This window comes from Algibacter agarivorans (assembly GCF_039543245.1).
Taxonomy (GTDB): domain Bacteria; phylum Bacteroidota; class Bacteroidia; order Flavobacteriales; family Flavobacteriaceae; genus Algibacter_G; species Algibacter_G agarivorans.
The window spans coordinates 1-13,426 of the sequence record NZ_BAABJJ010000020.1; the positions used below are offsets into that span (position 1 = coordinate 1).

The window sequence follows — 13,426 nt, forward strand, 5'->3', positions numbered from 1 at the left end:
AAGAAATATGAATAATACTCCAATCCTTTTTAAAAATGAATAGTTTTTGGACTTACTTCTGAAAGTGCCTAAATAAAATAAGCACTATTGGAAATAATTTTATGGAGATTAACAATGATCATATTCCGATAAGCCAGAGTTATGAAAAAGAGTTGTTAAAAAAAATCAACCTTTTAAATTAATACGTTTTTCTAGTCGGAAGCAACAAAGGTAATAGGCAAATATGTTGTCTATTTTTTGTACATCTTTATGTTTTAAAGATTTAACATTTTTGGGTAATAAGCTCAATAAAGATGTTAATTTTAAGTTATTTATATGAGTTATAAGTTTATGTGAAATGGCTTCCCATTCAGTTTGGTTTTTCACAGCAATAGTTGTTTTTATTCGTGTCATGTAAGTTTCAAATTCCTCAATTAGTAAATTGAGTACTTTATCTATTTTACTACTATCATGGTCATAATTACTGTATATATTTGAAAAATCAGGTAATGAAAACTCATTTGCCCCTAAAATTTTATACGTAAAATCTTTTAAGTAATCTACATCAAAGGGTTTTTGGAAAAATAAAGGACTTATAGATTTCATTTCTTCTGGTTCTAAAGCTGAAATTATAACAAGAGGACAATCTATTTTTTTTGTTTTTATCCAATTTTTTAGTTCTGGTTTTAGTTTTGTTTCATTTAGTAGCAAATCGCTAAAAATAATATCAGGAGAATTTTTGAGTAAATATTCTTTGGCGTCATCCAATCGAGTTACTTGAACTAAAATAATGTGCTTGTCTAATAGAACATGCTTTATTAACTCCAATGTTGAAACATCGTCTTCTATATGAAGAATTTCATATGAATTTTCCAATTGAGGATAAATGATTTTTCTTGATAAATTATCGCTTTTATTTCTACTTAAACTTGATGGAATGGCTGGGAGAGTAACACAAAACCCTGAACCACTACCTTTTTTTGATTTGGCTTCAAGTGAACCTCCAAATAAGTTGGTTAGTTGTTTAACGATTGATAAACCTAAACCATATCCTCCATAGTGTCCTGATATATCATTACTTTCTTGAAAATATCGATTGTTTATTTTATTGATATTTTCAGGCAAAATGCCAATACCAGTATCCGCAACCTTAATTGTTATGAATTTTGGATTGTTAGCAGAAACGCTTGCATACAATGTTATACTTCCATTTGAGGTAAATTTAATTGCATTTACAATTAAGTTGGTTACAATTTGAGACAACCGCAATGGGTCTGTTTGAAACATATCATTTTCAAGCTGTTTATCAATCTCAATATTAAAAGTCAACTCTTTTTGTATTGTTTCATAATGGTAACTTGAATAAATGTCTTTTAATAAGTGACCTATGTTAGTTGGGCAATATTCAATGTTCAAAGTGCCATTAACAAGTTTTTTGTGATCCAATACATCATATACCAAACCAGCTAAATTATTGGAACTACGTTCCAAAGCTTCTAGTATTGGTAATTGAGAATCTAATGGCGCATTGTTGCGTAGTAACTTATTGAGACCTAGAATGGTATTAAGCGGCGTTCGCAATTCGTGACTCATATTTTGTATAAACTCATCCCTTTGCTGTTTTGCTTCCTTTTCTTGTTTAAGTGCAGTATTGAGTTTTTTTAAGTTTAGGTCTATTTTTAATTTCATTTTATCAAATGCTCTAGCCAAGAAACCTATTTCATCTTTTCTGTGTACAGGAAGTTCTAAGTCAATAGCGATACCTTCATCATAATTACTAATCGCTTTAGTAACTTGATTAATGCTTTTAGAAATGAAGTTAACAAAAAGCCAAGAGATCAAAATAGAAATTAAACATACCCAAAGCAATGTTTGTATACTCTCTCTTCTTACAGATTGAGCGCTTTTTAACAACACATTTTGTTTCATGGTTGAAATCAAATATATCTTTCTTTTATTCTGAAAATAATTTATCTCTTTTATGTAGCCAAGAACCCCATTGCCTAAAGTTTTTGTTGAATTACTATCCTTATTTTTAGATTTTAATAGAGTGTTATAATCTATTTTAAAATCAGTATAAAAGTTATGATACTTATTTACTTGAGAACTAAATTCTTTATCCTTTTCTGGGGCGTATAAATATTCGCCTTCTGAATTAATTAAATAAAGTTGTGATTCTTCGTTAGATATTTTATTAAGAATATTATAAAATTTATTTAAATCTACATTTATAATAACAATTCCTATGATTTTATTAAACACATTAAAAATAGGACTGGCAGCTCTTAATGTGGGTGTGTAAGGTAGGCTGATTACTCCATGCTCCTCGTTTAAATTAATTTTGGAAAAATAGAATTCTCCTTTTTTTATGTTAATAGCTTCTTTATAATAATTTCGATCTCCTTTTTCTTGTAAATTATTAGATTTTAGTATTTTGTCATCTATTTTATCAAAACGAATAATTTCTTTACCATTATTTTCTGTCCCAATGTATCTGATTTGAAAATAAGATTCTTTGTTTTTAAGAATTGTGCTAAATAATTGATTGATGTCTTCAGAAATTTTCTTTGAGGAAGTATCAAGTACATAATTTTGTAAAGAAGGACTTGAAGCTATCACAGCAATATCATTTGAAACTTCTCCTAACAGAGCATAAAAAGCTTGCTCAGCAAGTTCAGATTCAAATACCGTCCGCTTTTTGGAATATTCAATAATAACATGGGATGATTTTTTAAATACCAAATAACCTGATAGTAAAATGGAAAAGATAATTAATCCCGTGAAAAAAATTGCTAATCGAAATACAATGGAATGTCTATACTTCATCAAACTAAGCCATAATGAATAACTTAATGCAAAGTACAAAAGATTATCATAATTGATAAGAAAACAACTGAATAAGAATAAAACGGATTTGTCTCTAATTCGTTAAAAAAAAGGTTAATTACATAATTATTAAAACGATTTAAGCACATATTATGACAGCCCTTTTTAAAAGCAAACTAGCTTAGCAAAAAGGATTTTAAGTCGTCATAAGTGGATATTACTACAGATTCTTTTTTTCTCCCCATAACCGATTGAATTTGCTCTGGTAAAGGTTGTTTTTCATTTATTACATCTTCAACAACATCTAAAAACTTTGTAGGATGCGCCGTTTCTAAAAACACACAATGTGAATTTGGATTTTCTTTTAAATAAGCTTTGCAACCCAAATAACCAACAGCACCGTGAGGGTCTGCCACATAACTGGAATTATTATAAATTTCTAACATCGCTTCTTTGGTTTGATTATCAGAAAAATTATAAGAAGATAAATTTTCCTTTAAGACCTCAAACTTGTTTTTATAAATCTCTTGAATACGAATAAAGTTGCTAGGAGCTCCAACATCCATAGCATTAGATATGGTTTGAACGGATGGTTTTGGTTCGTATAATTTAGAAATTAGGTATCTAGTCACCACATTATTGGCATTATTTGATGCTATAAAATGTTTGATTGGCAACCCTAATTGTTGTGCCATCATACCTGCACAAACATTTCCAAAATTCCCGCTTGGTACAGAAAATACAATGTCATCATTCTGATTATGCAATTGCTTGTAAGCAAAGATAAAATAGAATAATTGCGGTAACCATCGAGCCACATTAATGGAATTAGCAGAGGTCAATTGCATTTGGCTGGTTAGTGCTTCGTCTAAAAACGCCGTTTTAACCATAGCTTGACAATCATCAAATGTACCATTAACTTCAAGAGCTTTTATGTTTTGACCTAACGTTGTTAATTGCATTTCTTGAATATCGCTCACTTTTCCGCTAGGGTAAAGAATAACAACATTTACACCTTTTACACCTAAAAATCCATTAGCTACAGCACCACCAGTATCGCCAGAAGTAGCAACTAGAACAGTAACCTCGTTGGTATTATCTTTGTTGAAATAGCCCAAACAACGCGCCATAAAACGTGCACCAACATCTTTAAAAGCCATGGTTGGTCCATGGAATAATTCTAAAGTAGAAATATTATCATTTAGTTTAACCACAGGAAAGTCAAACGATAAGGTTTCAGTAACTATCGTTTTTAAAATGTCTTCTGGAATTTCAGGAGACACGAATTGTTTGATAGCTTCAAAAGCAATTTCAGTATGCGATAAATTGTCAATATTATCCCAAAATGATTTAGGTAAAGGCGTAATGCTTTCTGGAAAATATAATCCTTTATCTGGTGCTAACCCTTTTATAACCGCATCTTTAAACGATGTGTTTGGTGCTTGTTTGTTTAGACTGTAGTAGTTCATGGTCTTGTCATTCCTGCCTTTCGTCTACGCTCAAGATAAACTCATCAGGAATCTGTTTATTATTAATTCTTAATTTTAATCTATTCGTCATTGCGAATCACGTTTTTTTCGTGATATGGCAATCTGTTAATTATTAACTTCAATTTAAAAGATTGCCACGTCGTAAAAACTCCTTGCAATGACATCTCTTCAATTTAAACTATTCAATAATCTTTACACCCTTCACATTAATCTTCGACACATGAATATCAAAATCAATTCCCGTTTTTGAATACACTTTTTCAATAGCGTCTTTTACTTTATTTGCTGTTTCTTCACCTTTGCTTAATGAAAAAATTGAAGGTCCTGAACCTGAAATTCCAGTACCTAAAGCACCTGCTTTCAAGACCGCAAGTTTCACTTCATTAAAATGTGGAATCAATTGACTTCTATACGGTTCTACAATAACATCGTGTAATGAATTACTGATTAGTTTATAATCGCTCGTATGAAGTGCATGAACCAAACTGCCTAAATTAGCCGATTGCGCGATGGCATCAGATAAAGGGACTTCTTTTGGAAGTATGGCCCTAGATTCTGATGTTTTAATTTCAATCTGCGGATGAATAATTGTTGCGTACAAATCATCAGGCGAGGGGATTTCTAAAATCTGCAAGGGCGATATACTTTTAACTAAAGTAAATCCTCCAAAAAGGGCAGGAGCTAGGTTATCTGCATGCTCACATTTACTAGCTAAAGCTTCACCTTTAATAGCAAATTCTGTTAATTGTATTTTATTGAATGGTTTTCCTAAAAGTTCGTTCATTCCAAAAACACTACCAACAGCACTTGCAGCACTACTGCCAATGCCGCTTCCTGGTTTTATGTTTTTATAAATTTCAATTTCAAAACCAAAATTTACATCAATAGCATCATACATAGCTAATGCCGAAACACCAGCAACGTTTAATTCGGCCTCGTAAGGTAAATCGAAGTTGTTAATTTTGGTAATATGAATCCCTTTCTTATCGGTTTTTCTAATCACCATGTCGTCTCCAACACTGTCAAGGCAAAAGCCTAAAACATCAAAACCACAAGCTACATTGGCTACGGTTGCTGGAGAAAATATTTTTATTTCGTTCATTAAATTAATTCTTTTGTCATTCCCGCGAAGGCGGGAATCTCATAAACTTGACTTCAATTCAAAAGATTACTTCAGTCGTACCTCCTTCGTAATGACGTTACGCAGGTAACTGCCAACTGAAGACTGAACACTGCCTACTTATTTAGTCATTTCCAAGTCTAATAATATCCGCAAATAAACCTGAAGCCGTTACATCTGCACCAGCACCAGCACCTTTAATAATCATGGGTTGTTTCGGGTAGCGTTCTGTGTAGAACATCACGATATTATCACTTCCTTCTAAATTATAAAATGGGTGACCTTCAGGGATTTCCTGCAAACTAACACTTGCTTTTCCATTATCAAATTTGGCTACATATTTTAACTGACAGTTGTTCGCTTTCGCGGAAGCATATAAACTTTGGTAATGGGCTTCATCTGAAATTAAAGTTTCATAAAAATCATCAACCGTGTCACTTTTTAATCCAGATTCTGATAAGAATGATGTGTTTTCAATGTCTTCTAAATTCATTTCAATACCACTTTCCCTTGCCAAAATCAAAATTTTACGAGCAACATCTACACCGCTTAAATCAATTCTTGGGTCTGGTTCTGTATAGCCTTCAGCTCCAGCTTGTTTTACAACATCATAAAATTTTGTAGAATCATTGAAGTTATTAAAAACATAGTTCAAACTTCCAGATAACACCGCTTGAATCGAGTTTACTTTATCGCCAGAAGCAATCAAATTACTCAACGTATCAATTACTGGTAATCCTGCACCAACATTGGTTTCAAATAAGAAAGGTGCGTTGTATTTAAGCGATAATCTTTTTAATTCTTTGTAATTGTTGTAATCACTGGAACAGGCAATTTTATTACAGGCAACAATGGCAATACTTTCTCTTAAATATTGAGCGTATAAATCAGCAATATCTTTATTTGCAGTGACGTCAACAAAAATGCTATTACGTAAATTTAAAGCTTTAGTGTTTTCAAAAAAGCCTTGCAACGATGCTTTTTCTCCATTGGCTAATTGCGTTTTCCAGTCTTTTAAATCTAGACCAGATTCGTCAAAAATCATGGTTCTCGAATTTGAAAGTCCTGCAACTCTAAGGTTTATTTTTAGGTTGTCTTTTAAATATTTCTTTTGCTGTTTTATTTGCTCCACCAAACGTTCACCAACATTTCCAACGCCAGTTATAAAGACATTAAGTTGTTTTGTTTTGGTTTCAAAAAACTGCTCATGTAACGTATTAAGCGCTTTCTTAACATCTTTTTCATCAATAACAGCAGTAATATTTTTTTCCGAAGCACCTTGAGCAATCGCTCTAATATTAATATTATTTCTTCCTAAGCTACTAAACATTTTACCGCTTATACCTTGATGATTTTTCATGTTATCACCAACTAATGCTATAATTGACAATCCGGTTTCAATAATAATAGGTTCAATCTTCCCTAAAGCAATTTCATTTTCAAAAGCCACATCGATAGCTGCTTTTGCGTTACCAGCTTCTTTGTCATCAATTCCTAAACAAATAGAATGTTCTGATGATGCTTGGGTAATCATAATAACATTAATCTTTTCTTGAGATAAGGTTTCAAATAAGCGTTTTGAAAACCCAGGAATACCAACCATTCCGGTGCCTTCTAAAGTCAATAAAGCTATATTGCTGATGTTGCTAATCCCTTTTACAGGAGAAGAAGATTTTATGTATTCATTTGAAATGACTGTACCAACGGCATCAGGTTCTAAAGTATTTTTAATATGAATTGGAATATCTAAACTCAATACTGGTTGCACTGTTGGCGGATATAAAACTTTGGCTCCAAAATGCGATAATTCCATAGCTTCTTGATACGAAATTTTATCGATAGGGTAGGCTTGTTTTACTAATTTTGGATTGGTTGTAAACATACCGCTTACATCGGTCCAAATTTCTAATTGTTCAACATGTAACGCCGCTGCAACAATAGCTGCTGTAAAGTCTGAACCACCACGACCAAGTGTCGTGATTTCTCCAATTCTAGATTTTGAAATAAACCCTGGTAGTATGGTGATATTTTGTTTTGCCGACTTAAAATAATCGCGAATATTTTGGTTCGTAATGCTATAATCAACTTCTGCCTTTGTGAAGTTTGAGTTTGTAATCACTAACTCTTGAGAATTTTTTCTATCAGCAGAAAGACCTCTGTTTTTCATGGTTTCTGCAATGATGAAAGATGATAAGAGTTCACCAAAACTCACTAATTTGTCTGATGTTTTAGGAGATAATTCATTGATTAAATAAATCCCTTCTAATAAGCTTTTTAAAGCCTCTAAATTTTCTTCAACATAACTTAAAATAGAATCGTTATTGCTAGGATTCAATTCTTTTATAATATTGAAATGTCTTTCTTTAATACCTTCAAAAGTGTCTAAAAAAGCACGGTCTTTATCTTGAGCTTGCTTTCCTGCTAAAAGTAATTTATCGGTAATACCGCCAACAGCCGAAACTACACAAATTACAGCGTCGTTCTTGCCATAATTTTCTAAAATACTAATAACGTTACTTATGTTTTTTGAAGAACCTACTGAAGTTCCTCCAAATTTTAAAACCTTCATGTTTTAATGCATTGAAAAATTAAAAATAATATTTGAAATATTGTAATTTTTGAAATTACAAAGATAGCCTGAAGAATATATAACTAGCAACCCCAAAGGGTTGTAATATTTGTAGTTGTAACAAAAAAAGTAACTGTTCCTTTTGCGAAAAAAGAAATAAAGGGGTTAGTATTTTGGCTTAAATGATTCATTATAGTTATATAATACATTCCAAAAGTATTACTTTTAACCTTATAAAAAAACTAAAATAAATTTTTTGTAGTATTCTTATATTGAATCGGTTTTCATAAAAAAAAAACGACAAACAATAATAAGAATTGAAAAATCGATAATTAATATATTCATGAAAGTATTTTCTAAAGAGCAGATTTACGAAGGAGATAAACTAACAGCAGAGCGCCAACAGATTTCGTCGACAGATTTAATGGAGCGTGCAGGAACTCAAATTTTTAATTGGATGCATATGCGCATGCAAGGTGCTCAAGTGCCAATACATGTGTTTTGTGGTATTGGGAATAATGGTGGAGATGGATTGGTAGTTGCAAGGCATTTGGTAACACATGGCTATAATGTGAATACTTACGTTATTAATTGTAGCGATAAACGCTCTAAAGATTTTCTGGTTAATTATGATAGAATTAAAAATGTAACAAAAAAATGGCCTATACTGTTAAATTGTGCTCAAGATTTTCCAGAAATTCATCCAGATGATATTATTGTTGATGCCGTTTTCGGAATTGGGTTAAACCGACCTGTAGACGATTGGGTAAAAGGGTTGTTTATGCATTTTAGAGCTAGTAAAGCGTTTACATTGTCTATTGATATGCCTTCAGGATTATATACAGATAAAGCTGTACAAGATGAAGACGCTGTGGTTTGGGCAGGTTTTACATTGAGTTTTGCATCGCCTAAATTAGTATTCTTTTTGCCAGAAACAGCAAAATATACGATGCAATGGGAGATTCTTGATATCGGTCTAGATCAAGAGTTTTTGTTTACAACAGATACTGAAGTAGAATTAATTGGTAAACAAGAAGTGCTGCCCAATTATATTCCTAGAGATAAATTTTCTCATAAAGGACAATTTGGACATGCTTTAATTGTTGGTGGAAGCTACGGGAAAATTGGTGCAGTAACTTTAGCAAGTAGAGCCGCTCTATCTGCTGGAGCAGGATTAATATCTTCTTACATTCCTAAATGTGGGTACAACGTTATTCAAGGGGCTTTTCCAGAAGCGATGGTGATTACGGATTCTGATGAAGAAAAAATTACATCTATTAAATTTGATATAGAACCGACCGTTATTGGATTTGGAGTAGGGGTGGGAACAGATACTAAAACCGCTAGTGCTTTAGAAACTTTTTTAAAGACAAATAAAGTACCATTGGTTATTGATGCCGACGGTATAAATTTACTTTCCAAAAAGAAAGCCTTATTGAAATTATTGCCAGAACAAACTGTTTTAACACCTCACCCTAAAGAATTAGAACGGTTAATAGGAAAATGGAAAGATGATTTCGATAAACTTAAAAAGGTTAAAGCATTCTCAAAAAAACACAAACTTATTGTAGTGGTTAAAGGTGCAAATACCATTACGGTTTTTGATAATAAGCTTTATGTAAACACGACAGGCAATCCAGGGTTAGCTACTGCTGGTAGTGGCGATGTGTTAACTGGGGTTATAACCGGTTTAATTTCACAGGGCTATAATCCATTGGTTGCTGCTATTTTTGGTGTGTATTTACATGGAAAATCGGCAGATATTGCCCTTGAAGATTTTGGATATCAAAGTTTAATTGCAAGCCATATTATTGATTATTTAGGTGAAGCGTATATTGATTTGTTCAAACAACCTGAACAGTCTCCACAAGAAGAAGATGCAGATACACCAAAGGAATGATATAATGAAAAAGCCTGACTAAAAAGTTCGTTTTAAACTAAATGTAACATTGAACGCAGTCGAAATGCTTTGATTTTTAAATCATTAAAACTTCGACTGCGCTCAGTTTGACAAGGATAAAACACTTTTCAGAAAGGTTTATGTTTTTGCCTAAATATTTAATGACGCCAGTAAATCAATAAGTTCTGGACTCGATGGTCTAGGTGCATTAGCATCAACAATATGGCCTTCGGTATCAATTAATATAAATCTAGGTATGCTCTCAATTTGATAATCTTTAACAAATGAAGATTCAGAATCCTTACCCGCAAACAATTGTATACCACCTAAAGCGCCATTGTTAACCATGGATTTCCATTTGTCATGGTCAGTAATCCTATCAATAGAAATACTTACAAACTCAATATTTTTTCCGTGAAATTGTTCTTCTACTTTTTTAAGCGATGGGATTTCGTTAATACATGGTTTGCACCAAGTTGCCCAAACGTCAATATAAACAAACTTTCCTTTTAAATCGTCTAAAGAGGTTGTTCCACCTGCATTGTTTTCATAATTAATAAACTTTGGAGAAGGCTTTCCTTTAGTTAAAGCGGTTAATGTGTTATAAATATCAGTAATTAATGCATTGTTTTTTTCGCTGGTTGAGTTTTCTAAAAATGCCTTATAGAGCCCATCAACATCTGCAGAAGACTTCAAGTTGTAACTGGCATAATCATACAATAAAGCATTCTTTATAGTGGTGTTTTTAATGGAACTAACCGTTTTGATAAAGGCAAGACCATTATCGGTAATGGATTCTTTTTCACCTAAATCATTAGCCTTATTCATGTAATGATTCGTTAAGATGGCTTTATAGTCGTTTGAAAAATTGAAATCCGATTCATTAGAATAATCAATGTCTTCAAGTTCTTTTAGAAAATCATTTGAAACCGTAAATTCGCGATTACCTGTAAGATACCTATGGGCGTTTTCATAATCTTTTAACTTGTTCAAGTAGCCATATTGTATATTTCTTTTTTCTTTAGTTCTGTAATCATCGGAAATACCTTTTGAACTATTTAATAGTGAATCGTGAGCATTTTTAATAGCCATAAGTTTTTCTTTAAAATATGCTTCATCGAACGAATAGATTTCTCTACCATTTCCAAATAATTTTTGCTCAATTTTCCTTTTTGTAATTAAATAATTATTCACTTCAGCACCTTTACCTGTTATAGATAATGTGTTTGCAAAGTCTTTAGCGTCATAGTTTATGGTTAAATGATATCTTGGCTCAATACTTAAAAAAACGGGATTTTTACCGTCAAAAAGAACATAAGCGTTTAAGTCTGTACTTAAGGTATCTTGAAAACTGCCATCATCAGAAACAGCTATGTTTTCAGTAAAACTTCTATCGTAGCTGTTTATTGAAAGGTCTTCAATGGTTTTGTTTGTTATTTTACCAGAAATAATGGCGTAATCGACCTTGGTTTCTTCTTTGCATGCTATTAGGGCTATCGCAAATGCTAAAAAAAATAGTTTCTTCATTTTCAAATTTATTTAAGTTTCAAAAGTAAACATTTGTAAAATTATTATATTGATTTGTATTTATTATTAACATTTTTTTGTGTATTTGATAATGAATGTTGACTTTTGATAGAAATACCATAACACATAAACATGAGCCACATTATATCTTCTAAACTTCTTGATTTAAGTACTATTAATACTGTGCTTTCTGAAGAAAAAAAACTTCAGCTTTCTGAATCCTCTAAAGAGAAGATTATAAAATGCAGACTGTATTTAGATGCTAAGTTAAAAACGAGAAGTAAACCCTTATATGGTGTTAATACTGGGTTTGGGGCTTTACAAAATGTGAAAATTTCAAAAGGAAATTTAACCATACTTCAAGAAAATTTAGTCATGTCGCACGCCTGTGGAACTGGAGATAGAGTCCCAAATAAAGTGGTTAAATTGATGTTGCTTTTCAAAATTCAATCATTGAGTTATGGGCATAGTGGTGTGCAATTAGAAACCGTAAACCGGTTGATTGATTTTTATAACAACGATATCTTACCTATTGTTTATACTCAAGGTTCTTTAGGTGCTTCGGGCGATTTAGCACCTTTAGCACATTTGGCATTGCCACTAATAGGAAAAGGGCATGTTATTTATAAAGGGGAAGAACATGCTATAGAAACAGTTTTAAATGATTTTAACTGGCACCCCATTCAATTACAATCTAAAGAAGGTTTAGCCCTTTTAAATGGTACGCAATTTATGAGCGCTTATGGTGTGTATTTACTTTTAAAATCTTACAAATTATCTTATTTAGCAGATTTGATTGGCAGCATGTCTTTAGATGCTTTTGATGGACGCATAGAGCCATTTAATGCCTTGGTACATTTGGTTAGACCGCATAATGGGCAAATAAAAACAGCTGAGCGTTTACGAGAATTTTTGGATGGCAGTGAATTAATCCAACAAAAAAAGAAACATGTACAAGATCCTTATTCATTTCGTTGTATGCCACAAGTACATGGCGCTACCAAAGATACCTTAGCATTTGTTGAAAAAACATTTAAAACTGAAATCAATTCAGTAACCGATAACCCGAATATTTTTTGTGAAGACGATTTAATTATTTCTGGCGGGAATTTTCACGGTCAGCCTTTAGCTTTAGCACTCGATTATCTTAAAATAGCCATGGCAGAACTAGGGAATATTTCGGAACGCAGAACATTTCAATTGGTTTCTGGGCGTCGTGGACTGCCCGTGTTTTTAGTAAATAACCCAGGATTGAATTCTGGTTTTATGATTCCGCAATATACTGCCGCTAGTATTGTAAGTGCCAATAAACAATTAGCAACGCCAGCAAGTGTCGATTCTATTGTATCGTCAAACGGTCAAGAAGATCATGTGAGTATGGGGGCAAACGCTGCAACGCAAGCCTATACTTTAGTAAACAATGTGGAACGTATTTTAGCTATCGAATTATTTAATGCTTCACAAGCTATGTTTTTTAGAGTTCCAAAAAAAACCTCCGAGTTTATAGAATCGATTTTAAGCTTATACAGACAAGATGTGCCATTTGTAGAGGATGATAGGGTGATGTATGATGATATTCAGGCGTCTATTAATTTTATTCAAGGTTTGGATGTGGATAATCGGGAGCTGTATTGAAATTAGTAGTCCCTCAAAGTCGGGAGACTTTGCGTAGCGCGGGTATTTTGAAGTTTTTTTTATAACGTTGTGTAATAGATATCGTTGTTGTACCCAGTTTTTAATCTGTATGTTGTTTTATTTCTTTCTCCAATTTTTTCAAATAATTCAATTTCTATTCCTTTTTTTAAATCCCTACTCGCAGTTGCTGAAGAAATATCTTTAAAAATGTCCATGTAATCTTTTCTGGAAAACTCAGTTTTATTCAATGAAATAAAATATTCAAGTCTATCTTTTTCATTCAGTGTTCTATTATTATATTTTAGTAGTTTGGACTTACTATATTAGACTGGACATTATGTTGCGAGATTTAGAGTTACATAAATTAACTTTGAATCATG

General features: G+C 32.3%; 7 protein-coding genes and 1 pseudogene. 2 read left to right on the top strand and 6 right to left on the bottom strand.

Annotated elements, in window-relative coordinates; translation table 11 throughout:
- Window positions 1–165: 165 nt before the first annotated feature.
- From ABD935_RS07960 to thrA, 4 genes are all read right to left on the bottom strand, one after another.
- Window positions 166–2,721 carry an ATP-binding protein gene (locus ABD935_RS07960; RefSeq protein WP_345191289.1) on the bottom strand — a complete coding sequence of 852 codons (2,556 nt, stop codon included), beginning with the start codon at window positions 2,719–2,721 and terminating at the stop codon, window positions 166–168.
- Window positions 2,722–2,981: 260 nt separating this feature from the next.
- Window positions 2,982–4,274, bottom strand: a complete 1,293-nt coding sequence (gene thrC, locus ABD935_RS07965; RefSeq protein ID WP_345191291.1) for a threonine synthase — start codon at window positions 4,272–4,274, stop codon at window positions 2,982–2,984.
- A 199-nt stretch (window positions 4,275–4,473) separates the two neighbouring features.
- Window positions 4,474–5,397 (bottom strand): homoserine kinase, encoded by a 924-nt coding sequence (locus ABD935_RS07970; RefSeq protein ID WP_345191292.1) that lies wholly within the window; start codon window positions 5,395–5,397, stop codon window positions 4,474–4,476.
- A gap of 142 nt (window positions 5,398–5,539) precedes the next feature.
- Window positions 5,540–7,984 carry a bifunctional aspartate kinase/homoserine dehydrogenase I gene (gene thrA / locus ABD935_RS07975; RefSeq protein ID WP_345191293.1) on the bottom strand — a complete coding sequence of 815 codons (2,445 nt, stop codon included), beginning with the start codon at window positions 7,982–7,984 and terminating at the stop codon, window positions 5,540–5,542.
- Between the two features lie 343 nt (window positions 7,985–8,327).
- Here thrA and ABD935_RS07980 point away from each other — a divergent pair, with 343 nt between their 5' ends.
- Window positions 8,328–9,884 (top strand): NAD(P)H-hydrate dehydratase, encoded by a 1,557-nt coding sequence (locus ABD935_RS07980; protein ID WP_345191294.1) that lies wholly within the window; start codon window positions 8,328–8,330, stop codon window positions 9,882–9,884.
- A gap of 150 nt (window positions 9,885–10,034) precedes the next feature.
- Here ABD935_RS07980 and ABD935_RS07985 read toward each other — a convergent pair whose 3' ends face one another.
- The gene (locus ABD935_RS07985; RefSeq protein WP_345191295.1) at window positions 10,035–11,411 is read right to left on the bottom strand and encodes a TlpA family protein disulfide reductase; all 1,377 of its coding nucleotides are present in this window, start codon (window positions 11,409–11,411) and stop codon (window positions 10,035–10,037) included.
- Between the two features lie 132 nt (window positions 11,412–11,543).
- Between ABD935_RS07985 and hutH the strand changes: the two genes are divergently transcribed.
- Window positions 11,544–13,046, top strand: a complete 1,503-nt coding sequence (gene hutH, locus ABD935_RS07990; protein ID WP_425550210.1) for a histidine ammonia-lyase — start codon at window positions 11,544–11,546, stop codon at window positions 13,044–13,046.
- 59 nt (window positions 13,047–13,105) lie between these two features.
- Here hutH and ABD935_RS16620 read toward each other — a convergent pair.
- A pseudogene (locus ABD935_RS16620) lies at window positions 13,106–13,366 on the bottom strand (Fic family protein); the annotation flags it as partial.
- Window positions 13,367–13,426 lie beyond the last annotated feature (60 nt).